The organism is Paenibacillus sp. JNUCC32 (assembly GCF_014863545.1).
GTDB classification, from domain to species: domain Bacteria; phylum Bacillota; class Bacilli; order Paenibacillales; family Paenibacillaceae; genus Paenibacillus_AQ; species Paenibacillus_AQ lautus_A.
Genome location: NZ_CP062260.1, coordinates 321,757 through 346,178, shown reverse-complemented (window position 1 = coordinate 346,178; position 24,422 = coordinate 321,757). Strand labels below are relative to the sequence as shown.

Below are 24,422 nucleotides of genomic sequence, written 5' to 3'. Positions count from 1 at the left end.
CTTTTTATTCAAGGAACCTGCCAGATTGAATCTATGGGAAAAGGGAAAAAGACTAGCATGATCAGCGATTCTGATCATACCAGCCTTTTTTAGTTCGTCTCTTTTATATGAGTTAGGGTACACCATGTGTTCCTACTGCGTCCTACTCCTTCTTGTTATTGCTTACATAAAGATAAGTTGCGATACTCATTCATTCCCTCCCTAACGCTGCACCAACTGGATAGCCAAATCCCTCGTAAACGGGTGATCACTAATGCTGCTATTACACCCCATATCCAAAAAGATGTCCTAAAAAACAGCTCGTCGTTTATTCCACAGCCCCCGTCGCGCCGATCCGAAGGTCAACCTCTACGTGAAATTGAGCTCTGGCAAGCTCTTCGCCCCAGTTATCCTGGGCGGCCTTGTACACCGGATACTGATATGCTCTTGCATACAGGCCGAATCCTGCCGGATCTATTTTGTGCTTCTGAAATTTATCAATGAGCTTCTCAATGCTTTTCTTCATTTCCTTGCTTAAATTGCTTGCCATTTCCTCGGAATTCTCCAGAAGCTCATATTCAAGAAACTTTTCCGTAATGCTGATAAACGAGTTTATCTTAATGTTGTATTGGAACCTGCCATCTTCATGAGAAGTTTTAATCTTCACCGAAATGTCCCCTATGCTAAAACTCACCAAATCGGTGTTAAAAGGCAATCGTTCTCGCATTCCCTCAACAGGAAAAGTGAGGCTGACTCCTGGTTTAGCTTCTTTTTTTAAAATTTGCATAAGCGTAGTTTCTTGATAGCTAAGCGAATCCCGGTACTGTCCTTCTTGAGATAGCAGCGTCGTGCCCTTGAGCAAAATCTTTCCATTCTCGATCATGATCTCCGAGATAGCAGGGGTTATTGCACGGTCATGAAATTGTCTATGCATCTCTTGAGCCGTCGTTTTTACCGTTGTTGACCTCCTGCTTCCCGAATCGATCAGCGCTCTTAAAAACACGGAGGTTGTTGGCTGATCCATTGCTTGAAAATTAATGATATCGGCAACGGGACCGTCATAAGCTATGATGCGGTTGGTAGTCGTATTGCGAGGGTCGCGGAACGTAACATCGAGCACTTTAAACCAATCCTTATATTGAAGCAGCTTCTTCCCCACAACGATCACCTGAAAATTACGGCCGGCAACCGCTCCTGGAAACTGGGCGTCTTCCTGATTTCTTGCCTGTCTTAAACCTTCTGCTATTCCTTCCCCTTCACGGCTTTTCTTCTTAATATCTTTGCTAAATACCGGCGCTGACAAATAATAACGAAGCCTTCCGTCTTTGACATCCAGACCGAGGGCTAAAGGTACGGTTGCATCTTCAAGATTGGTTTTGTCATTACTGCAGCCTATCAGGGCAAGCAGCAGCATGCAGCCCATCACCGCAGCAGAGAATGTTTTAACCCATCTCATGATCGCCTCCCCCCTCTTACCTTGTTGATGATTGCCACATATAGAAGAAGGCATACAGGCAAAGCAAATTCCATCACAAAACCAGTGAGGTTTAGGAAGTTATTAAATCGAGCGACATCGATAAAACTTGGCCTATAGATGAAAAAACTAACCGCCACTGCGAAACACCACACGGCTAGGTGGCCCCTTTCTTTGTCTTTCCCCAATAGCCATGCCGAATTCATGGAAACAAGATGCATGGAAGGGATCCATATGCAAGAAAATATAAACAGATAAAAGGCAATAAACGGAACTTCTATCCGCTCAATAAAGCGAAGTTCGATCGACTTCATGATGCTGATGACCGGTTCATTGAATTCGCCGATTTCATCAGGACTAAAATACACATAACAGACAAGGGTGATGCCAAGGTAAACCAGACAAGTGAGCGTGTTCGATATCACCATGGCCGTCAAAGCTTTTTCTTTTTTAACGAGATGGGGGTAAATAAAGAACGCGAGCCCGATACCCAACATCGGATAGAACATGATTTTTACGGTTGAAAGTACCGGAAGCCAGCCCTCTTTTAAGACAGGCAGCAAATAGAGCCAGTGGGCATGGCGCAATGTTGTTAAATAAACGAACGGAATCCATATGGAGAGGAGCGTTACGATTTCACTGTATCTTCCGATTGCCTGGAACCCATGCTGCGCAATTTGAAACGTAGGAATGAGCAGCAACAGGACTAGAACATAGATATACGTGCTGGGCAATAACCAAAGTTTGATAACAAGTGAAGCAATCATAAAACCGTCATAAGCCAGTAACAAATAATAGGCCATAAATATGAAAGCAGCGATTTTAGATGCCCACACCCCCATGTAACGCTGCATCAAATCTAGTATCGTACCGTCGGGATTGTTTTTCATCACTTTAACGAGTGCTGCGGATGCCAATGTTGCCATTCCCCAGCCAAAAAAAATCGCGATCCATCCATCCGTTCCAGCTTGCCTGGCCAGTTCTCTTGGAAGGGACAAAAAGGCAACACTGATTTGAAAAGCCGAAACCATCAATGTGAATTGAAGCATGGATACCTGACGAATGGTCTTCATCTGTTATTGTTTCTCCTTCCAGCCCCGATTCCTTCCTTGCCGTTTTGCTTGTATTGCTCTTGTGCTTAGTGGCCGGTTGTTCATCAGCCATAGCGGAACCCGCAGAAGGGTATCCTTCCAGTCCGCAGCTTTAAACGGAGCAATCGGCGTACTGTAGGAGGTATTAAGCGAGTTCAGCGTGATGAGTCTCCCCATGATGGTCATCATGCCCACAATCAGGCCAATGAAGCCGAACCAAGTCGCAAGAACCATGATCATGAATCGCATGAGACGGACGGCAGCCAACATATCTTGATTAGGAATAATGAAAGAGGAGATAGCCGTGAAAGCAACAACGATCACCATGACATTGCTGATCAGTCCTGCTTGCACCACAGCCTGTCCGATCACGATACCGCCAACGATCCCCACCGTCTGCCCAATAGGTGCAGGAAGCCGAACCCCCGCTTCCCTCAACATCTCAAGCGTGATTTCCATTATGATCGCTTCCACGAATGGAGGAAACGGAACTTGCCCCCGTGATTCGCCAAGTGTTAGCAGCAGTTTCATGGGGATGATTTCAAAGTGATAAGAGATGACCGAAATGAAAAAACCAGGTAAAAAAATAGCGATAAAAAATGCAAAGATTCGCAAAATTCGAAGGAACGACGATATGGACCAACGAGAGCTGTAATCATCCACCGTCTGAAAAAAAGACATAAAGGTTGCAGGCGCCACCAAAACACTGGGCGAACCGTCCACAACAACGACGCAGCGCCCTTGCAAAATATGCGAAGCGGCCGTATCCGGCCTTTCGGTCGTAAGGATCTGCGGAAGCAGCGCAAGAGGCTGGTCTTCAATGAATTCGGCCAGCTCGCCGGTATTAATAATGGCATCGACATCGATGGATTGAATGCGTTCCTCAAACACCTTAATAATGTCCGGTTGAGCGACATCTTCCAAATAAATTAACGAAACCGCCGTTTGTCCCCTTCTTCCAACGATGTAGCGCCTAAGCTTCAACTCCTTGTCCGGGATATAACGACGGATCATGGCAATATTTTGTGAGCCGATTTCAATGAATCCTTGATGTGCCCCTTTGAGTGAAGGCTCCTGCTGCGGATCTTCGATCGCGCGTGTAGGCAGTCCTTTGCTGTCCAGTATATACGCGGTGCCGCGACCTTCAATGAACAACACGCTGTTACCGAGCATAAGGTTCAGCCTGAGTTTAGTCCATAAGGATTCAGGCTTTACATACCCTACATTTATAATAAAGTCATCGGACGGATTCCCGGACTCAAGCTGAAGCGGAGCAAGAATATCGTGGTTGAGGCATGTCTTATCGGTCAATTCCTCCATATACACGATTGCCGCTTTTTCTCCGGTTTGTTTAATGGTTAGTTTTCGTACGATCAGGTCGGGAGTATCCGTGAACATGTCTTGGATTCTGCTTATTGACTCGTTTAGACACGGAGTAATTTGTTCCTCTTGCTCATGGTTGGCAGAATGTTCCTTCATCATGTCAGGCTCCCTTCCTCACTGGATGTTTTTCCTTATTATGTTGATTTTGGACGCAGTTATGCATTCCCTCCAGGTTCATAACCCGTTACGATACGGGTATACTTCGAACTTGGCCAGGAATAAGCAATTAGGCATCGCTTGGAGTCAAATCAAAAAGGCGGATGGGACAAAAGTCATCCCGATCCGCCTTAAGTTTTTCTTTGTATTTGAATTTTTCACCTAAGCCGGTGTTCAGGGAATGAAAACCTTCAGGATCTGCTGTTTCTTCCGTAAACGAAATATAACGTAACGGAGGACATGATCATCAATATCACCGAATAAACCAAGGTCAACGCTTTGGTATCCGCGAGGGCCTGCGCATCCGTGCTGTTCTTGATGACGATTCCTAACGGCTGGTACAAAGGATGATAGAGGAACACGGTAACGTCATAATCGGCCAAAATCCCGTTGAAATTCAAGGCAAGAACAGCTAGCGTCGACGGTAGAATGATCGGCAGCAATACTTTTCTGAACGTATAGAACGGCTTGGCACCCAAATTCCTTGCAGCATCTTCCAGATTGCTGTCCAAGCTGAAGAAGGAGGCCTTGACCATTCGCAGGGTGAAAGGAATATGGATGATGACATAAGCAATTAGAAGCATCCAGATCGTGCCAACCAATACCGTATTCCCGATCATCAGCTTCGACGTGTTAAAGGTTACGATCAGTCCGATCGCAATCAGCGTCGACGGCAGAATCCACGGAATCAGCAATGCGTATTCCAGGGCAAGCGCCCACTTATTCTTATATTTATGCAATATCCTTGACGCGGCCAGCGCCAATGCGACGACAATGACCGAGGCTGCCGCGGCGTATAGAATACTCACAAGATAAGGCTTGAATGCCGACATGGATGAAAACACTTGAATGTAATTATCCAACGTGAAGCTGTTCAAATTCAACGTGGCGGTAGAGATACTGGCCGCATCGGTGAACGAAAAGATGATGATCAGCACAACCGGAACGATGTAGAGGACAAACAGGCCGTAAGCCAGAATATGAGCGGCTATGTTACCGGATTTGCTGCGGATTTTTTGTTTGACCAGCTCCGATTTGACTTTGGAGACCGACATGAAGTTGCCTTTACGTTCGAACCGGATCATCACGGTCAACAACACCAGTGTGGCTACTCCGAGAATAAGCGCCAGCAGCGCAGCCAAATCTCTTGACGTCATGCTTTTCGAGAACGTCAGAATCATCGGCGTAATCGTCTGGAATTCCTTCCCCCCGAGAATAAGCGGCGCGGACGTCGCAGCCAGGCCGGTAAGAAAAGTCAGGATCGTCAACGCATAGATCGTAGGCTTCAGGACCGGAAGTACGACCCGCCTTAGGATATACCAAGTAGACGCCCCCATATTTCTCGCGGCTTCCACCGTTTGGAAGTCGATTTTGCGAATCGCATTGCTCAGGAACAGGAAGTGGTTGGACGTGCAGGCGAACGTCATGACGAATAGAACCGCCCAGTAGCCATGAAACCATGTCGTATTAAAAGAAGGGAACCATTGAACCAGGAGCTTGGTCATAAATCCTTCTTCGCCATAAACGAATTTATAGCCGGACACCAGCACGACTCCGCTGTAAATCAAGGTCGTAAAATAACCCAACCGCAAAAATTTCGCGCCTTTGATATGGAAATATTCCGAAATCAAAACCAGCGTTATACCCACCACATTTACCGTAATGACAAGGGAAAAGGCGAGAATGAAGCTGTTATATAAACTTCTCATCGCGCGCTCGGAAGAAAACAGCTTCTCTGCCGCTTGGAGCGTAAATTTGCCGTCCTTAAAGAAAATTTCGCCGTAAATATTCAAGTTCGGATAAATCAGAAAGGCAATGACAAACCAGGCAATCAACCCGTATAAAAGGATCGAAAGAGGATTTACGGAAGCCAGCCGGGCGCTCAGGTTCCGGGCATTCATGCTTCCCCCTCCTTCATCGGGTATTGCAAAATATCGCGGACCGGGAGGTAGATGTCCACATCGTCTCCGACCTCATGATGGACGAGCCGGCTTTCGATTTCGATGGTCTTTAGCCGTCCGCCGCCGGCAATCTCCAATACGTACTTGCTGTATAAACCGTAAAATTCCCGGTCCGCGATCTTGCCTTTCAGTTCGACCGTATCGATTCCCTGCAGGGGCAGCAGGCTTACCTTCTCATTGCGGATATAGGCGATATTCCCTGGCTGAACAACATCGTTCAACCGGCTGTTCTCCACCATCCGCGGATCGATCCGATTAATATCTCCTATGAAATTGCACACAAACTCCGTTTGCGATTGATTGTAAACTTCCAAGGGCGTTCCCACTTGCTCCAGGACCCCATGATTGAATACTCCAATCCGGTCGGACAGCGTTAACGCTTCTTCCTGGTCGTGCGTGACATAAATCGTGGTGATCCCGAATTTCTTCTGCAGTTGTTTCAGCTCATTGCGCAGCTGCACCCGCAGCTTGGCGTCCAAGTTGGATAAAGGTTCGTCCAGTACCAAGATGCTCGGCTTCAAAACCAGCGCCCTGGCAATCGCGACGCGCTGCTGCTGGCCTCCGGATAGTTCCGATACCTTCTTGAACAGCTGATCATCTTTCAAATCAACCTTTCGGGCAATGTCCTTTACCTTCTGGTCCACTTCCGCCTTGGAAAACTTCTTGACTCGCAAGCCGAAAGCAATATTCTCATACACATTCATCGTTGGAAACAGCGCATAGCTTTGAAATACCATTCCGATCTCTCTTTTTTCGATCGGCAAACGGGTAATGTCGGCGTCTTTCAGCAGGATCTGTCCGCTCGTAGGCATAATAAACCCGACCAGACTGCGGAGGGTCGTCGTCTTCCCACAACCCGAGGGACCGAGGAACGTGAAGAATTCCCCTTCCCGAATATGCAAATTAAGGTTTTTGACCGCATGAAATTCTCCGAATTTAATGTCAACGTTCTGGAATGTAATCATATTATTCTCTTCCTTTTTGTTGTACTTGAATGAACGGCTGCATATTGGCGTTCCCAATATGCAGCCGGCTTGACTCCATTCCGTTATTTATTGCATAATCTCCAACTCGATTTTCTCCGCCCACAGATCCATGTTTTCGGCAATAAAGGCCCAATCGAAATCTTGTGGTTTTAACGAAGTAAACAGCTCCTTGACGGACTCATTGGCTTGCTCAACCGCCTTCGTATTTGCCGGCATGGCATTGAACTCAGCCGCAAATTCCCCTTGGACTTCGCTGGATCCGAGCCATTCCACGAACCGCTCCGCCGTTGCCTGCTTCTTCGTTCCGTTCACGATCGCCGCATGCTCCACGACCATCGGTACGCCGATTTCCGGACTGACAATGCCTGCTTTCACGTTATATTGCTCTTCCTTCTGCTGCAGGGTTCCGGAGACGAGCGCTCCCAGCGGCGTTTTACCGCTGGCCAAATTGGCATAGAAGTCTTCGCCCTCGACTGCGCTGACACCGTTGTCATACAATTGCTGAATTTCATTCCAGCCTTCCTCGGATACGCCGAGATCGCCGTTCGGATCCTGGAAACGGGTCAGAATGCCGGCTACAACAAGGCGAGGCGTATTTTGTCCTAGGAGCGTAGGAGCTTCGTACTTACCTTTATACGCATCGTTCTTATAAAGGTCCGTCCAGTCCTTTGGCGCGGTATCGGCCGTGAATTCGTTCGGGTTATAACCAAGCAGAATCGCTTGCTTCACAAGGCCATGATAGTAGCCTTCCGGATCGTTCAAGCCCTGCTCAACATCTCCGGCCCAGCTTGGTACAAACTTAGCCAGAGCGTCTTCTTTTTTCAAATTCTCATAGAGCATATTGTTCAAGCCGTATACAACGTCCGCGATCGGGTTGTTCTTCTCGGCAATCAACCGGTTCGTCAGATCGGCGCCCCCCGCTCCGACAATTTCGATGTCAAAGCCGGCACCTTTCGCTTTCTCCACCAGCCATTCGCCGCGGCCATCCGAGTTCGCATTGGTGTACACGATCAGCTTTTCATTCTGGGCTGGTTCATTTGATGACGATTCCGACGGAGCCGGTGTCCCCTCCGAAGTGCCCGTGTTAGCATTGCCGGCATTGTTGCCGCCTCCGCAAGCTGAAACAATCACACACATAATGAGAAGTAGCGCCATTGAAAGTTTTCTCATGATTTCCTTAACTCTCCTTTGATCGTGTCATTTTGTTTGGTTTAAATGTTGATGATCAACCCGTCATATGCCGGCAAAATACCGACGGGGCTGAAGATGCGGACAAAATCCTCATGTAGCAGCTTGGAATTATGGCTAAAATGTGTGACGACGATTTGGCCTTCAGGCTTCAGGATATTTTCTTTTTGGAACTCGCGCTGGGCTTCCAGCACCGTTTCCACGCACATATGATTGCGGTCGCGGGAGTTCCCCGTATATCCATGCGTGCAGTCGAGGATGGCGCAATCCAGGCTTTTGCCCTTTAACCATGCCCATGTCGCATCCGGGAACCAGCCCGAATCATGCCCGTACAGCAGTTTTTTTCCTTCCTTTTCAATCACGTATAATAGACAGGTTTCCATCCGGTCATGATCGGCCAACAATGGCGTTACCTTTGCATCGCCCATAGCGAAGGTCTCATACGGGCGCAACAGATGAAATTGATACCTTTGTCCTTCAAAGCGGCCGATGGCGGCACGCGTGTGGTGCATCACGGTACCATTCCCATAAATGTGCATCGGATGCTGGAGGCCGTGTGCAATCCCTTCCCTGCGGCATTCCAGATCAGCGGCATTGAAATGGTCCATATGCGAATGCGTGACCAACAGGTGCTCGATTGCTCCCAGATCGATATTGTCCCGCAGCGCCTGCATATAGGAATCCGGGGAATAGTCAAACTTGATGACATCGTCCAGGATGGCGGAAGTTCGTGTGCGGATATTTTTTCCCCCAAGCTCCCGCGCTTTGTTGCAATGCTCGCAGCGGCAAAATGCATTGGGGAAGCCCTCTGCGGCTGCGGTTCCTAGAAAGTGAATTTTCAAAGTCATGTCTCCTTGCCATGCAAACGATAGTGATCCATTTTACGTACAGGACTGAACGGATTGCCGTTCTACTATCGATGTTTGAATTTTAATGGTGATGGGATTCTCGTTGGAGTTGCCAACGCGCTTCATCAGCAAATCAACGGCCGATCGCGCAAGCTTCTCGGTGTCTTGTCGAACCGTCGTAAGCGGTGTCGGAATATATGCCGCTAACTGGATATCGGAGAACCCGACGATGGACAGCTTTTCAGGAACCGGAATCCCCATTTGCAATGCGGTGTGAATTGTCGAGATGGCGACGTGGTCGTCCCCGCACATGATGGCCGTCATCCGGGGGTTGTCCTGAATAAACCGCTCCTGTTCCGGATCGAGCTGATTAATGCGGCTGGTATCGCAAGTGACGCTTCGAAAATGAATGTTCTGGATCTTCACCGGAATTTTATGATCGAGCAGCGCTTGGATATAGCCTTGATACCGCTCCTTCCGGCTGGTGATATTGTCGATCGGGTTCGAAGTGTATCCGACCTCCCGGTGCCCCTTCTCGATCAAATACTTGGTCATTTGATAAGAGCCCATATAGTGGTCGTGATACACGCAATCGATCTCCACTTCATGGAAAATACGATCGATGATCACCAGCGGCAGTTTGCAAAGCTTTAGTCGCAGCACCTGATCGCTGCAGGTCTTCCGCCCCTGAGGAAACAGAATGATGCCGGTGATCCCTCCTTCGGCCAGCCTTTCCAGACAAAGATCCTCATCGTCGCGGTCCTTCGTCATTTTTAAAATGAGGTCGCACCCGTGCTTTCGCACTTCAGCCTCGGCGGCGGCGATGATTCTGGAAGTGTAATCGGATAGATGAGGCATAATGAGCGCGATCTGTCCGAACGGCCTCTCCACGTTCGGTGCCGCCTCGGTGACCTGGGGTGAAGTTCCTCCATGGACCATCAATCCATCTTGCGGCTGGGCAAGGAAGGTCCCTCTGCGGGGGAGGCGGTACACCAGTCCCTGCTCTGCCAGCTTTTGAAGCGCCAGCTTGCTCGTCATTCGACTCACGCCAAATAACTTGGCAAGCTCTCCTTCGGATGGAACAGGATCATGCGGCCGCAGCCGACGACTCTGAATAATCTCGATTACCTGATCAGCCACCCGGTGATATAATTGATTCTGTTTCATCAAACGTGCATCTTTCATCAAATTATCCCTCTAATCGTTGAGTCGACTCGTATCCGCAAGGGATCTAATTTGAAGTTAATTTATGTCACTGACATATTCAATGATATATATGTAAAAGTCTCGTAAATTCTATGTTAAATCGTAAATCCGATCTCCTGAACCCCACATTACATATCAGTGATTTATTCTGGCACAGGTTAAAAAAAGCGTCCAGCAAGCCTTGAAAAAAGACTTGTGGGACGCTTTTGCTTTACATTGCCGGGTAAATCCTGCCCGGTCCAAATTTCCGATAAAAAACTAAAAGCCTTGCTTTCTCTAGGGTTTTTCTTCGTATGAAGCCTTAGGGGATCGAACCCCTGACCTCATCGCTGCCAGCGATGGAAATGTAGGCCGAATTTTACGATAGGCGTACACAGTATGGGGTTAAACCGCTGCAGAATGAGCAATAGGGTCATGATCGCGTTCGCCGGCTGCCTTCAAAAGGCTATATGACCCATCCTCTCCCGTTAGTTCAATGATGGTTCCTTGATTTGATTTATTACGGTCTTTGTATCTAATCCATTTCTAAGTATCAAAATGTATCCTACCCCACAAAAATGTTCCGTTCACACAAAAAAGTGCGTACTTTTCACCAATTAGTAAGGGTGATAACCTTACATACAGAACGATCGATCCATAATTGATTGAGCGACACACGGTCGTTAAAAAACATAGGTGAGGTGCTAAGAAATGAAGGAATATCAACTTATTTTGAAAGAGAAGAAAATCGTTTGGGGAGAAACCATAGATATCGAGCGGCTTATTGACAACAAACCAGTCAACTCCATCAGGCAGGGCGAAAACTCGAACATGGATTGGAATTTGCCTGCAGGCGTATATCGGGCCAAAGAGATTGTTATCGAACTCGATAAAATGCTTGAGGCCATGCTGGTTCAGCTGGGCGAACCCGTGAATAGCGATCCGACAGTACTCTTAGATAGCCTATTAGCCAATTTGGCGATTTCCGGACGCTTGTCTTCTTTGCCCTTACAATCATTGGAACTTGAAGATCGTGCCGGTATAGAGATTAGATCTCAAGCGGTACGTATCGGAGAACAATTGGTAAGCTGGGCCAGAGAGATCAATGCTGAGAAAAAGACATTGGCTGAGTATGGGTCGGAAACGCTTAGTGAACTGGAATTTCGAAGCCACTGTTATGGTCATCCGCTGACCCCGGAAGCTACTGCTCAGGTTTGGGGACCATTCGGCGGACCAAGGATTATGCAGATTTATAATGAATACTTACACCAATTCGTTTTACTTCGGGATGCCTTGTTGCCATTTGCCAATTGGGAAGAGGTTCCGTTTGAGGTCAAAGAATATAGAGAATTCAAAGGATTGCGCTTTTTGGAGCCATCCCGAGAAGTATTCTTAACGCAACTGTTCAAGAAAAAGTTGACACATAAATCGATCATCCAATATGCACAAAGTGTAGTTAGCTCAGGGCTCGAAAAGGCCGGTTACGGCTTCCAATATCGTTTAGGTACCGTTTTGCCGGCTGGTTTGGGTGAGTCTGCCCGCACGGCATCCCGCTATCTCCTGAGATGGCATCCCGTACAAACGATACAGGTAGAAGATGCAGAAGGTTTGGCTGCGGTCTCCTTTGATTATGAATATGAAGATTATTATTCCGCGCCCCGTACGGAGGCTGGAAAAGGAACACCCGCAGACGATAAATTGCTTCCTGAGTATGGGGAGGATTACGATGAACCATCGATTGCCCGGTTGCTGCCAAATACCAGTACAGATCGAACGACCCTACAGTTCAGTTTCGAGATGAAAGGCAGCAAGTTTACAGTAGATCTCGGTCAGCTTTTTAGGGGGCAGCGCTTTTTATATCGGCCACAAAGAAGCAGCGATGCCGGGAGCGGACTTATAAAACGAGAATACATCCACTGGCACTCTGCTGAAGACATTCTCTCGCACTCCGGATTGGTCACCAATGTAGATGGCATCCATTTCATTCCGACTGCCAAAAATGAACTTGTCCTATGGGCTTTACTAGGCAAACTCTATCCCGAAAATGTAGTTTTATTGGATAAAGGAGATCAGGAGGAACTGGAAGCGGCTTATGTTTCCGGCAAAGGCTTCGGTACGCAATTTCTAGTGCTGTAAATCGTGGAATGAAATCCAAATTCCATTTGGATAGAAAGGGAGACTCTATATTGACCAGACAACAAAAGTTTTTGACAATGAATTTATTTTTATTGACCTTTATTCTGGGGACCAGTGAGTTTTTGATGGTCGGATTATTGTCTGAAGTTGCCGCTGATATGAAAATCGCCATATCGACTGCAGGCTTTCTGGTGACGGCTTTTGCGCTTACCTTTGCTATATGTACCCCGATCTTCACGGCATTATTCAGCCGTTTTTCCAAATTCCCGCTCATCCTTGTCTTGCTCAGCATATTTATAGTTGGGAATATCGTCACGGCTTTATCAGGATCGTATGGCCTGCTTCTGGTGTCCAGAATAATCACGGCCGTGGTTACCGGCGTCTTAATTGCACTCGCGATGTCAGTAGCAAGCGAAGTCATGCCTCCGGAAAAAAGAGGGCCGGTGATCTCCATCATCTTTACTGGTTTCACTGTGGCGAGCGTCCTTGGCGTTCCCCTTGGCACTTTTATCGGACAATGGGGCGGATGGCATTTGGCCTACTGGTTTACCACATTGTTGGGAATCATTTCTTTGATAGCAAGCATCGCAACCATTCCTAGAGGACTAAAAGGAAGACACAGTTCACTCACAAAACAACTCAGATTACTCGCTTATCCCAGAATTGTGCTTGCTTTTGCCATTATGATGTTAAGTATAGCAGCTACTTACAGCATCTATACGTATTTAGCTCCTTTGCTTCAGGATGTACTTTTTGTTCCGGCTCGTTATATTAGTCTCATCTTTTTACTGTATGGTGTTGTGTCTATTTTCAGCACGCTAGTCGGAGGAAAGCTGGCTGTCGGCGACGGGATGAAAAAAATGCGCTATGTGCTTCTGGCTCAAGCCGTCATCTTAGCGTCGCTTTATTTCACTTCCGATTCTCTTGTTGGGGGACTCGTCAGCATCTCATTCATGGCTCTCGTTGTTTATCTTATGAACTCGACGATGCAGTTGTACTTCATTGATTTTGCTGGTGAGCATGTTCCGGAGGCAAAAGACTTAGCCTCGTCCTTAACCTCCGTTGCCAACAATGTTGGCATTGCGATCGGATCCGCTTTAGGCGGCTTTGTCACTACAAACATGAAGCTTATTGATCTATCCTGGTCTGGTGGGATTGTGGCCATACTTGCGGCAGTGTTGGCATGGGTCAACTATCGTTTGAAGCAAGGAGCTGTCAGTACGACTAAAGAGAAAAACGTACTGCGTGAGCAATACGAAGGAAATAGATAATTAAGACATATAAAGCAGGAGGTACTTTGGAAAATGTACCTCCTGCTTTTCGAATATCAAGAGCAGCCCGATCAAGGCAAGGTTAATGGTAAATGGACAGATTGTAGCTTTTTTATGCATTCTTGTGATTTGTGTACAATACTTCATCGGGATAGTTTTCAATATAGTTGGTTCCAAAATCGCATAACATCATGAGCATAGGGGCAAGTTGTTCACCTAGCTGAGATAAGCAATATTCCACTTTTGGCGGTGAAACCGGATAAACCTTGCGAATAATAAGTCCGTCGCTTTCTAGCATTCTTAGCTGCATCGTAAGCATACGTTGGGTTGCTTCAGGAAGTTCCCGTCGCAGCTCATTATACCGTACTGGACCTTTTGCTAAGCGGTTTAAAATGGATATCTTCCATTTTCCACTGATTAAGCCGAGTACAATTTCCGAGGTACAGCGATATTCTTTGTCTCTAAAGTTTATCATCTGTCGACACATCCTTTTGAGAAAAGATTGTGTAAAAGTAAGTTGTCTCTCTTCAGCCAACTCAAATTATAGATCATTCATTCCATATATTATGTTCAAACACTCATTTCTTGTCAATGACTTCTGGATCGATTAGTATAAAATTAATAAAGGAGGTCATCTTATGCCGCGAACAGGACGTCCACGTACATTTAATCGTGACGAGGCGGTTGCCGCCGCCATGATTCTTTTCTGGGAATATGGCTTTGAATCCACTTCACTGGCTCAGTTAAAGACCGCAATGGGAGATATATCATCTGCAAGTTTTTACGCAGCGTTTAAGTCAAAAGAAGATCTGTTCCGTGAAGTGATTGATCGCTACATATCGATGTATGGACATGCTTCGGAAACTTTCAAAAATACAAACATAACGTCGAGAGCAGCCATGGAAATGGGATTGCTAGATGCAGCTCGGTTCCAGACAGAGAACACTCACCCTTTAGGTTGTCTGTTGGTTTTGTCCACAGTTAACTGTTCTCCTGAGCAACAACATATCCAAGACCTTCTGTCAAAGGAAAGAAAGAGAGTCCGGGGGTGGATCAAAGATTGTATAGAACGAGCCATAGCCAACGGGGAGTTGCCAGGATCCACGGATATCTCCATGGTGACTACGTTATTTGAAACCTTCTTACGAGGGATTTCTACACAAGCCCGAGACGGTGTTCCATACGAGGAAATTGCAGCTGCCATAACTCATTTGATGAGCGTATGGGATTCGTTATCTGTTGAACACGATATTCGGGAGGATTGATTGAGCATACAAATTACTCAATAAGTGGCATCGATCATACGACGACCAATCTAAAAAACAATAAATTGAATTAAAAGAACTCACTCTCTTTTTCTGATCAGCACGTTGATGTCACATATATTGAGCTATGCTGTCCAATTGTTTAACGAGGTTGCCCGATCTATTCCACGGCAACCTCGTTGTGTTTTAATGAAATTAACGTTTCCCGGCATGGATATGGTCATACCGTATTGAGGCATCTGTCCGGAGGTCATGACGGCTTCCTCGCTCGCGATGAAGATAATACGGCCGTATTCGCGACTCAGCATGGAAGACAAATAAAACTTGGTTACGTCGTTCCATTAACTTGAACATTCCCTCCAAGATATTCAAGGCTATATATATCGGATATTTTTTCCAGCACACGCTGCGCATGTTCTGTAAATTTCAAGTCCGCAATCCGATCTTTGAACAGAAACACGCCGGTCTCATTGCGGTTTTTGCCGAGAGCTCCCTCATATAATAGGTTGGCTCCATGAGTAGGCGGAGAGGAAAAAAACTTCATAAACAGTTCAAACCCTGCGGTCAGTCCGGAATCTTTTCCTTTTCTTAGCGTATTGTTAATGCCTGGGTCAACGCTGCGGATCTTAATGCCTTCCTTTGCAAGCTGCGGTGCGACGGCTTGGGTCCACAACGAAAGAGCCAGCTTTGAAGTCGCATAGGGTCCATACATTTTGCGGAAGGTTTTGGGATGCTCCAATTTTTCGATCGTAAACTCCTTCGTAAATCTAAACACCTGCGACGAAGTGTTAATCACGGTTTTTAAGCTGCCGTTCTTCAACAGCTCCTTCAATTCCATCAGAACAATAAAAGGAACGACCGTCAACAATTCATAATGCAATTCGCGGCCTTGTTTCGAATAGCGCAGCTCACTTAAGCCTCCTCCGGCGTTGTTAAACAAAATATCGAGCCGCTGTTCCTTGCTTTTGATTTCTTCCAAAGAGTGCCTCAAGCCGTCATAATCGGTGAGATCCTTCACTTTATAGGCTCGGAGCCGTCCGTCCTTGAGATGATTTTGAAGGAATCTATCGTCCGCCGGAAAATCCGACCGGTTCAAAGCAACCACCTGCCAGTTCTCCGACAGCATTTTCCGGGTCAACGCCAATCCGATCCCGTTACTTGCGCCTGTAATCAGTGCAATATGTTCTCGTTGGTTCTTACTCAATGCATGTCCTCCTTCATTCAGAATTTCATCGGTTATATGTGCTCATCAGTCGGAGTCGGGCAGGAGGATCAGTTTGCCGTGGGCACTCCCGCTCTGGCTGATTTGAACAGCTGAACGCCATTCATCGAGTTCGAAAGTCTTCGCGACCGGAATCGTGAACTTGCCGTCCGCTGCGTACCCGGCAAAGTCGCCGACAACGTCATAACGTGCGGTATGTAGTTCTCCATAGCTGGTGCGAACGCCAAGTTCAGCGGCTGCGGCGAAATCGCTGACGGTTAGGACATGCTGGGGATGCCCATTGACGATTTGGACCAGATCTTTCAATGAACCGCTGATTGGCGCGGTATCCAGGGCGAGGTCAACCGGCTGTTTCGCCCGTTCGGTCACTCGTTCGACCATTCCATCACCGTACGAGGTCACCAACGCCCCCATTGAGCGGAGCTTGTGGGCGTAGGTGGGCCCAGCGGTTGCGATCACACGGGCACCGCGCATGAGGGCAATTTGAACGGCGGCGAACCCTACCGTGGTGCCGGCTCCGTGCACGAGTACGGTCTGACCCGATTTCACCCCAAGAGTATCAATGCCACGGTAAGCGGTTTCGACTGCCATTGGCAACGCTGCTGCTTGAACAAAGTCGAGTCCGGCCGGCATTCGGAACCAGTAGTACATAATCGCTTGATCCGACGCACCGGCGCTCGATCCATTCATGAAATCTGCCCCACCCAGAACGGAATCGCCGATGGCAACATCGGTTACGCCCTCTCCGATTGCGTCTACAATACCGGCCACGTCCAGCCCGATTCCGCGAGGCAAGGGCAATTGAGCGGCAAAATGGCCTTGGCACGTCACCCAGTCAACCGGATTTAAGCCGCAAGCGCGTACTCTCACGCGAATGCGTCCCGGCCCTGGCTCTGGGATCGCCACCTCATCCAAGCATAAGACATCAGTTGGTTCTCCGTATTCGTGGAACCGGATTGTCCGAATGGTATTCTCCATTGTGATCTCCCCTCCATTTTGCTCTGATAAATTCGCGTTCTGTGATTTCGAACGGTCTTCCAAGGAAAACAACGAACTCCTAAACTATAAAATTCACTAGAAGCCAGGGGGGCATGAGGAGAACCTATGCCCCATAGTCAGGTGTGCGAACAGAGGAGCTTAAATCTGGGAGCCGCCTCCATCGACAGGGAACTCAGCCCCGGTGGTATAGGTGGCCTCAAATGCTAGAAATGCAACAGCCTTGGCTACCTCGACTGGATCGCCTAAACGCAGCATTGGAATCTGCTGTCTCATCTGTGCCTTTGTCTGTTCGGCAGCTTCTTCAGGCATTGACTTTTCCATGATGCCTGTGTCAATAACGCCGGGACTGACTGCGTTGACGCGAATATTTCGTGGTAATAACTCGCGCGCCAGACCTCGAGTCATGGAGCGCAGCGCTGCCTTACTAGCTGCGTAAGCACTGAGCATTGGGAGACCCACTACGTTCACGATTGAGGTGGTAAGGACTACCCCGCTACCTGAGCCTAACAGCGGAGCGAGTTTCTGCACGGTAAAGTACGGTCCTTTGGCATTGATTGTAAGTATCTCGTCGTACTTTTCTTCTGTCATTGCTTCGAAAGGGACAAACCCCGTGACACCGGCGTTAACGAACAGGGCATCTACGGTTCCAAATTCAGCCTCCACTCGATCGGCTAATGCGGCGATATCCTTCAATGAGGCGGCATCGCTTAAGACCGCGATCGCGTGGCTTCCGAGTTGTTCACGAGCCGCATCCAGCGTCGCCTGAGTACGTCCGGTAATCAGAACGTGTGCGCCTTCATCCACTAGCAATTTCGCCGTCGCAAGGCCGATTCCGCTGCTGCCTCCCGTGATCACGACCTTTTTTCCAGAAAATTTGCCCTTACTGAATGATTCCATTTAAATCGTCCTCCCTTTGATAATCCGTAATCGGATGATTAGGTACAGGAGCGATTATACATCAGTAAATTTAATAAGTAAACAAAATTAATTAAATTAGTTCATTTAATTAATTTCATACATAAAGGGCAGCAAATTTGTTATAATATGTTTATAGGCATCAAAGGGAGGTACTTATCCGTGAGAAAAGCTGTGAGTGTAGATACATATGTGGAAAAAATAAAACCCATTATAAGAAAAACAAAATTCAGCCAACTGAAAGTCGACGATCTCGCAAAATATATGGATATCAGCAAAGTGACGCTCTATAAGCATTTTTCCTCCAAAGACGACATCATCGAACAAGTCGTGGATTATTACATTGATTATTCGAAGAAGGCTGACACCGTTGTGAAAGACGATTCCGTCTCTTTTTTGGATCGTTTTCAATTAACATTTTTACAATCTTTGATGTGTGCCGCGTATATCTCTGATTTGTTCTTGCAAGATCTGAAGGAATTTTATCCACACCATTTTGAGAATCTGTCCGTTGCCCTGCAAAATCGGAATAAAAGCTTACAAACTTTTTTTGAATCCGGTATGGAGCAACAGGTTTTCAACAGATTGAATGCCGTGTTGTTTATGGTTCAAGATGACGCTGTTCTGCGACGCTTTATCGAGCCGTCATTTTCGATTCAGTATGATATCACTGTGAAACAAGCGATTATGGATTTCTATTACATGAAGCAGTATCAATTGCTCAAACCTGAATATCTGAAGATGATTGACGACTCCGATATGGAAAGGAAGATCGTTCATATTTTGCAAGCCATTTCGTAAGTGAAGCATCCATATCCGATTCCGTTGTGGACTACATTGCTAGACGTCTTCCCATAAGAGTTGAGTGTTACGCTGAACGTGAACAGACGAAGTATAAGCACCTTAACGAATGTAAACTTCCATGATAGATGTGGGGCGGATGCTAAAACTAAACAACGAATAAAAGTTTCAGTTCATAATCAGTATTGCCTACAGACAATCACGCCGCTCCGCGGCACCTTGACCTTATACCCAGCGATAGTATTAAAATGGCTGTAAATTTCCATATCGTAACCTTCGTAAATAAAGCATTAGTTGACCCTTGAAATCGAAAAAGCGACAGCCCTGGACGAGAAAATAATGTCCTAGACTTTCGCTTTTTCATTGAACGCTAACCATTAAATTAATCCCACAAAAGTATTAAGCAATCGGTGTACCATTTCTTACTGGTTCGTCTGGCTACAAAAGAACAACATCACCCTCCTCTGGAATGCCTCCAATTACCAGCACTTCAGATTCAAAGCCATCAACGCTTAAGACCCATTTCACCAAAACCTATCTCCAACTTCATTGCAGGATTTGAAAATTTATGGAAAAGGATCCGCTTTAAGCACAGTACCGATACGGATATCTAATTTATAAAAAATCATCGGGTGTTGCCATGAGTATGCTTTGCTCCTTTTAAACGATTTTTTATCTCTTCAGCGCAATTATTCGTCGTACCCTAGAATCATTTGGTCCAGCGGCGTGCCGGCAAGCACCATTGGGTACACATTCTCGTTGGTCGGGATGACGAACTCGACGAGCACAGGTCCTGTCGTCTGCAGCGCTTCTAACCAGACCTTGGAGGCTTCGTCCTTGTTCGTTGCCCTTAATCCCTTGATCCCGTATGCTTCCGCTAGCTTGACGAAGTCCGGACTGCCGGACAGATCAATCTGGCTGTAGCGTCGTTCGTACATCAATTCCTGCTGCTGCTTAACCATGCCGAGCACCTGGTTGTTCAAGACCACGATCTTGACCGGAATCTGATGAATCGCGCAGATCGCCATCTCCTGCGCGCACATCTGCATGCCCCCGTCGCCGTTGATCGAGACCACGAGACGATCTGGATTTCCGACTTTAGCGCCGATCGCGGCCGGGAAGCCAAAGCCCATCGTGCCAAGACCGCCCGACGTGATGAGCGAGCGAGGATGCTTGAAGCGGTAAAACTGCGCGGTCCACATTTGGTGCTGGCCTACATCGGTGGTGATGATTGCCTCTCCTTGCGTCGTCTCGCTAATCATCTCGAGCACATATTGCGGCTTAATGACTGTATCCGAATCGGTATACCGAAGCGGATGCTGCACCTTATACTCTTGAAGCTGCTCAAGCCAGGTGCCCGTCTGGGCTGCTTGCGCTTTCGTGTTCGCATAAGCCAGCACGTTTTTAATATCGCCGATGCATGCGAGATCTGTCTTGACGTTCTTGCCGATTTCCGCAGGATCGATATCGATATGGGCGATACGTTTGGCCAGAGGCGCAAACCCGTCCAGCCTCATCGTGACCCGGTCATCGAAACGCGAGCCGATCGAAATAATGAGATCCGCATTCTGCACCGCCATGTTCGCCGCATATACGCCATGATGTCCGAGCATGCCCAGCCACATCTCGTCATCGCTTGGAAACCCGCCGAGGCCGAGCAGAGTGGTCGCGACCGGAATCCGCGTAGTGTGGACGAATTTGATCAGCTCCTGGGAGGAGTTCGCATAGACAACGCCGCCGCCTGCGATAATAACCGGCTTGCGCGCTTCCGCAATCGCCTGAAGCAGCGCATCCATTTCCGCCGGATTCGGTTCCGGGGCTCCATGGTATCCGCGCAACCGAACCGTGTCCGCTGGACGATATCCCATCCGCTGGTTGGTCACGTCTTTTGGAATATCGATCAAGACAGGACCTTTGCGGCCCGTGTTCGCGATGTAGAACGATTCATGAATGATGCGAGGAAGGTCGTGTACATCGCGAACCATGTAGCTGTGCTTCGTAATCGGCATCGTGATGCTAATGATGTCCGCTTCCTGAAAAGCATCCGTGCCCATGACATTCGTAGATACGTTCCCCGTTATGATCACCAGCGGTACCGAATCCATATAGGCGGTTGCAATCCCGGTCACCAGATTTGTTGCGCCTGGACCGGATGTCGCGATGCATACCCCAACCTTCCCCGTTGACCTGGCGTAGCCGTCCGCCGCGTGGATCGCGCCTTGTTCGTGTCGGGTCAAGATATGCTTGAAATCTGGCTGATGTACCATCGCGTCATAGATATAGAGCACATTTCCCCCAGGATAACCGAATACGCACTCTACGCCTTCCTGCAGCAAGCCGCGCAAAAGCACCTCCGAACCGGTGATATATTCCTCTGATGGCGTCGTTGTTTCATTCGTCATTCCTAATTGCTGTTCCACTTGGGCAGCCTCCTTTGCAAAATAAAACCCCCTCTCCTCCTGAGCAAACTGACAGCGGTCAGCTCATACAGGGACGAAAGGGGATTTTTTCGCGGTACCACCCAAGTTCGCTGCACCCTCGCGAATGCAGCCTCATGAGGTAAGGCCGATGCCTTACCTGCGGCGCGTTAACGAGCACCATTTCGGTTAAGCCTACTTGCGGGACAGAAAAAGACCAGCCGCGCTTTCGGTTAACAGCTCCGAGACGACACCATACAAAGGGTTAAGGCAAAGGTTTCAGCGTTTCCTCTGCTCTCTGGGCATAACCGCCCTTGCCGGCTTTCTCTTCATCGCCTGTTGGTATTAAACAAATAACCCCTTCCTTCCCAAGGCTCATAGAAATGCTAGAAGCCTTGGGACGAAAGGGGAATCGCGGTACCACCCAGGTTTACTGCAACCTCGCAATTGCAGTCTCATGAGGTAAAGCCGATGCTTTACCTGCAGCATGTTAACGGATGCCAGGCCGGTTGATCCTACTTGCGGGCGTGTTATCACGCCTTCCGCGTTCGGTCAACAGCTCCGAGACGACACTATACATGCGTTACGACGGAGGTTTCAGCAAACCCTCCGCTCTCTGGACATAAACGCTATTGCATAGCCTTCTCTTCTTCGCTATGTTTGGATTTTTCTGATAATAGCACAGACTCGACTTTTTTTCAAACCGAATGAATACTATGCTGCTTTATAATTATTGAGCTCTTGTACCCGTTAAGTTTAACCCATTCATGCTCCAGATGAGAATTCACGGTTTCGAAAAATATAAAAATGCCGGCAACACCACATGATCAACAATCGTTAGGCATTGAAATAAAATCCGTTTACTTGGACCAAGAGACGCCCCTGTTTTCTCCGGAGACGACCGTTATGTTCAAGTTGGTTTACGATCCAACAACTTTAGAGATTATAGGTAAATACACCATGGAATGTAATAAATACGGCAGGATTAATAGCATTACTACAAGAGAATTAATGTAACAGACTTTCATTTCGCATTCACGAGGATGTAGAAAGGGCTTTTCCTATCTAAGGAAAAGCCCTGAATCTCACGAGACAATTGCATCTCGTTGGTTCTCTTTTGTAGAAACGGCATTCAACAGAGACTATAATAATCATGTATAGAGTGCTTTTGGTCTATTTGGTTAATAGCGATATGTATCTTCCATATGAGTAAATAGAGGTGACCCACTTGAAAATGAATCGTTCCTCATCCGCATTGGGTGACTTCCTTAAATCGCGCAGAGAACGGTTGCAGCCTTCAAAGGCCGGGATTCAGCCGCTGCCCGGACGAAGACGCACTCCGGGACTTCGAAGAGAAGAAGTCTCTTATCTTGCCAATATAAGCGTGACTTACTATGCCTGGCTGGAGCAAGGCAAGGAGGTTAATCCCTCGCCGGAAGTGCTGCTAAGTATCAGCAAAGCGCTTCAGCTTGACGAAGACGAGCAGAAGCATCTATTCGATCTGGCCAATGTAGATGTGGCGAGCGTCGTCACAGTGCCAAATAACGGTGGGCCGGACACGGGAGTTCTGCAGAAAATCGTAAATCAACTGCATTATCCTTCTTTTATCACAGACGAAGGTACGGATGTTATCGCCTGGAATCGGGCGGCTGAACTCATCGTAGCCGATTTCGGCAGTCTGCCGGACAACGAACGGAATATGATGGACATTATGTTTTTAAAGCCGGATTACCGCAACAGACTGGTGAATTGGGAAGGCGCTGCCCGTTACTCTGTAGCCGTTCTGCGGGCAGGCTTCGATCTTTACAAGAACAACCCGTTATATATGGAACGGTTTGAACGCTTGATGCGGGAAAGCGTGGAGTTCGTACATTTCTGGGAACTATATGAAATCAAACAAAAACGCGTAGCCACCGCTTTATTCCGTGTTCCTGACGCACAGGAGATGGAGTTCGAGCTCCATTCCGCGGCTGTAATCGATAATGACCCGGGACTGCACTGGTGTTTCTTTGTTCCGGTGCCCGGTTCAGGCACGGAGGAGAGATTATTGCGTTTACTTGAGCAGGACAGGCAGCTACCGTAGACTGTTACTCCCGTTAATAGAATAGACGTGCTGTGGCTAGCACCCTCCAGTTGCTTGTATGATTCAGTGGAAGACAACGACTGGAGGGTATTTAGTATGCAAACATGGTTCATTACAGGAGCGTCAGGAGGCTTGGCTTCACGTATAACTCGCCGGTTGCTTGATAGGGGGGACCGTGTAGCTGCAACGGTACGCAAGCCGGGGGTGCTGGATGATCTGCAGGCACAGTATGGCTCTGGGCTTTGGCAGGCTAATTTAGATCTGACTAACTCTCAGCAAATTGCTGAAGTGGTGGAACGTGCATTTTTAGAACTGGGCACGATCGATGTGTTTGTCAATAATGCAGCCTATGGCTTGTATGGCGCAGTGGAAGAAGCAAGCGACAGGCAAATTGAGCATCAGTTTATGACCAATGTGCTTGGCTCCCTGCGTGCAGCGCGTGCAGTCCTGCCCTTTTTCCGTAAGCAGGGCGGCGGTCACATGGTACAGATTTCGAGTATGGCGGGTCATTATTCTATTCCGGGTATGGGACTGTATTGCTCTTCGAAATGGGCGGTCGAAGGCGCCTTTGAAGCGCTAGCTAAGGAAGTGGCTCCGTTCAATATTAAGACCACTATGGTGGAGCCCGGCGGAATCCGAACGAATTTCATTACAAGCAACGCCGTATTCGGCGAGCGGATGGACGAATACCGGGATACGGAGGCGGGCCAATTCGTTAGCCTGATGAAGGGAGAACTGCCTGGTATAGATATGAGCATGTTCAATCAAATGGTTGTCGGCGATCCGGATAAAATGGCGCAGCAGATTATCCGCCGAGTCGACCAGGGAGAGGGTCCGATACGTATGGCGTTGGGCAGTGACGCCTATGAGCAAATCCGGGCAGCCCTGCTGGACAGACTCGCCGCTCTGGAAGCACAGAAAGAGCTGGCTTACTCCACTGATTCAGATGATGTGGTAAAACCATTTTAAAGGATACCAAAGAATTCGACATCCACGGCAACTGATATGCTCCTCTGAAGTAGCCGGTTTATTTATTAAACCGGCTTACTTAAAGGGGAGCAT

The 24,422-nt window shown here is 47.8% G+C and carries 19 protein-coding genes and 2 pseudogenes; 6 read left to right on the top strand and 15 right to left on the bottom strand.

What is annotated here, in order from left to right; all coding sequences use genetic code 11:
* Window positions 1-307 precede the first annotated feature (307 nt).
* The 8 genes from JNUCC32_RS01630 to JNUCC32_RS01595 form a co-directional block, all read right to left on the bottom strand.
* The gene (locus tag JNUCC32_RS01630) at window positions 308-1,435 is read right to left on the bottom strand and encodes a Ger(x)C family spore germination protein (RefSeq protein ID WP_192570878.1); all 1,128 of its coding nucleotides are present in this window, start codon (window positions 1,433-1,435) and stop codon (window positions 308-310) included.
* Window positions 1,432-2,526: a GerAB/ArcD/ProY family transporter gene (locus JNUCC32_RS01625; RefSeq protein WP_192570877.1), complete on the bottom strand. Its 1,095-nt coding sequence runs from the start codon at window positions 2,524-2,526 to the stop codon at window positions 1,432-1,434. The genes JNUCC32_RS01630 and JNUCC32_RS01625 overlap by 4 nt, the downstream gene beginning before the upstream one ends.
* 3 nt (window positions 2,527-2,529) lie before the next feature.
* Complete coding sequence (locus tag JNUCC32_RS01620) at window positions 2,530-4,026, bottom strand: spore germination protein (protein ID WP_192570876.1); 1,497 nt, start codon at window positions 4,024-4,026, stop codon at window positions 2,530-2,532.
* A 248-nt stretch (window positions 4,027-4,274) separates the two neighbouring features.
* Window positions 4,275-5,984: an ABC transporter permease gene (locus tag JNUCC32_RS01615; protein ID WP_192570875.1), complete on the bottom strand. Its 1,710-nt coding sequence runs from the start codon at window positions 5,982-5,984 to the stop codon at window positions 4,275-4,277.
* Window positions 5,981-7,009: an ABC transporter ATP-binding protein gene (locus tag JNUCC32_RS01610; protein WP_009593289.1), complete on the bottom strand. Its 1,029-nt coding sequence runs from the start codon at window positions 7,007-7,009 to the stop codon at window positions 5,981-5,983. The genes JNUCC32_RS01615 and JNUCC32_RS01610 overlap by 4 nt, the downstream gene beginning before the upstream one ends.
* An 87-nt stretch (window positions 7,010-7,096) precedes the next feature.
* Complete coding sequence (locus tag JNUCC32_RS01605) at window positions 7,097-8,200, bottom strand: extracellular solute-binding protein (protein ID WP_192570874.1); 1,104 nt, start codon at window positions 8,198-8,200, stop codon at window positions 7,097-7,099.
* A 41-nt stretch (window positions 8,201-8,241) separates the two neighbouring features.
* Window positions 8,242-9,060, bottom strand: coding sequence for an MBL fold metallo-hydrolase (locus tag JNUCC32_RS01600; protein WP_192570873.1), 819 nt, complete (start codon window positions 9,058-9,060; stop codon window positions 8,242-8,244).
* A gap of 39 nt (window positions 9,061-9,099) precedes the next feature.
* Window positions 9,100-10,251 (bottom strand): GntR family transcriptional regulator, encoded by a 1,152-nt coding sequence (locus tag JNUCC32_RS01595; RefSeq protein WP_192570872.1) that lies wholly within the window; start codon window positions 10,249-10,251, stop codon window positions 9,100-9,102.
* Window positions 10,252-10,962: 711 nt separating this feature from the next.
* Between JNUCC32_RS01595 and JNUCC32_RS01590 the strand changes: the two genes are divergently transcribed.
* Both JNUCC32_RS01590 and JNUCC32_RS01585 read left to right on the top strand, forming a co-directional pair.
* On the top strand, window positions 10,963-12,387 hold the full coding sequence (locus JNUCC32_RS01590) for a hypothetical protein (protein ID WP_192570871.1): 1,425 nt from the start codon (window positions 10,963-10,965) through the stop codon (window positions 12,385-12,387).
* Between the two features lie 50 nt (window positions 12,388-12,437).
* Window positions 12,438-13,658 carry an MFS transporter gene (locus JNUCC32_RS01585; RefSeq protein ID WP_192570870.1) on the top strand — a complete coding sequence of 407 codons (1,221 nt, stop codon included), beginning with the start codon at window positions 12,438-12,440 and terminating at the stop codon, window positions 13,656-13,658.
* Between the two features lie 112 nt (window positions 13,659-13,770).
* Here JNUCC32_RS01585 and JNUCC32_RS01580 read toward each other — a convergent pair whose 3' ends face one another.
* Window positions 13,771-14,133, bottom strand: a complete 363-nt coding sequence (locus JNUCC32_RS01580; protein ID WP_192570869.1) for a winged helix-turn-helix transcriptional regulator — start codon at window positions 14,131-14,133, stop codon at window positions 13,771-13,773.
* A gap of 163 nt (window positions 14,134-14,296) precedes the next feature.
* On the opposite strand from JNUCC32_RS01580, the gene JNUCC32_RS01575 reads away from it, so the two are divergent.
* On the top strand, window positions 14,297-14,923 hold the full coding sequence (locus JNUCC32_RS01575) for a TetR/AcrR family transcriptional regulator (protein ID WP_192570868.1): 627 nt from the start codon (window positions 14,297-14,299) through the stop codon (window positions 14,921-14,923).
* Between the two features lie 209 nt (window positions 14,924-15,132).
* Here JNUCC32_RS01575 and JNUCC32_RS31505 read toward each other — a convergent pair.
* From JNUCC32_RS31505 to JNUCC32_RS01560, 4 genes and pseudogenes are all read right to left on the bottom strand, one after another.
* Window positions 15,133-15,261, bottom strand: a pseudogene (locus tag JNUCC32_RS31505) (SDR family NAD(P)-dependent oxidoreductase); the annotation flags it as partial.
* Window positions 15,252-16,127: an SDR family NAD(P)-dependent oxidoreductase gene (locus JNUCC32_RS01570; RefSeq protein ID WP_192570867.1), complete on the bottom strand. Its 876-nt coding sequence runs from the start codon at window positions 16,125-16,127 to the stop codon at window positions 15,252-15,254. The pseudogene JNUCC32_RS31505 and the gene JNUCC32_RS01570, both read right to left, overlap by 10 nt.
* Before the next feature lie 45 nt (window positions 16,128-16,172).
* A complete protein-coding gene (locus tag JNUCC32_RS01565; protein WP_192570866.1) occupies window positions 16,173-17,123 on the bottom strand; it encodes an NADP-dependent oxidoreductase in 951 nt (316 codons plus the stop codon).
* A gap of 159 nt (window positions 17,124-17,282) precedes the next feature.
* Complete coding sequence (locus JNUCC32_RS01560; RefSeq protein WP_015736951.1) at window positions 17,283-18,041, bottom strand: SDR family oxidoreductase; 759 nt, start codon at window positions 18,039-18,041, stop codon at window positions 17,283-17,285.
* A 180-nt stretch (window positions 18,042-18,221) separates the two neighbouring features.
* Between JNUCC32_RS01560 and JNUCC32_RS01555 the strand changes: the two genes are divergently transcribed.
* On the top strand, window positions 18,222-18,860 hold the full coding sequence (locus tag JNUCC32_RS01555) for a TetR/AcrR family transcriptional regulator (RefSeq protein WP_036659741.1): 639 nt from the start codon (window positions 18,222-18,224) through the stop codon (window positions 18,858-18,860).
* Window positions 18,861-19,298: 438 nt separating this feature from the next.
* Here the strand turns inward: JNUCC32_RS01555 and JNUCC32_RS31500 are convergent.
* Window positions 19,299-19,502, bottom strand: a pseudogene (locus tag JNUCC32_RS31500) (hypothetical protein).
* Between the two features lie 47 nt (window positions 19,503-19,549).
* Entirely contained in the window at window positions 19,550-21,262 is a 1,713-nt protein-coding gene (ilvB, locus tag JNUCC32_RS01550; protein ID WP_192572571.1) for a biosynthetic-type acetolactate synthase large subunit, read from the bottom strand.
* A gap of 1,249 nt (window positions 21,263-22,511) precedes the next feature.
* Here ilvB and JNUCC32_RS01545 point away from each other — a divergent pair.
* A complete protein-coding gene (locus tag JNUCC32_RS01545) occupies window positions 22,512-23,360 on the top strand; it encodes a helix-turn-helix domain-containing protein (RefSeq protein WP_228468968.1) in 849 nt (282 codons plus the stop codon).
* A gap of 96 nt (window positions 23,361-23,456) precedes the next feature.
* Entirely contained in the window at window positions 23,457-24,329 is an 873-nt protein-coding gene (locus JNUCC32_RS01540) for an SDR family oxidoreductase (protein ID WP_015736955.1), read from the top strand.
* Window positions 24,330-24,422: the final 93 nt, after the last annotated feature.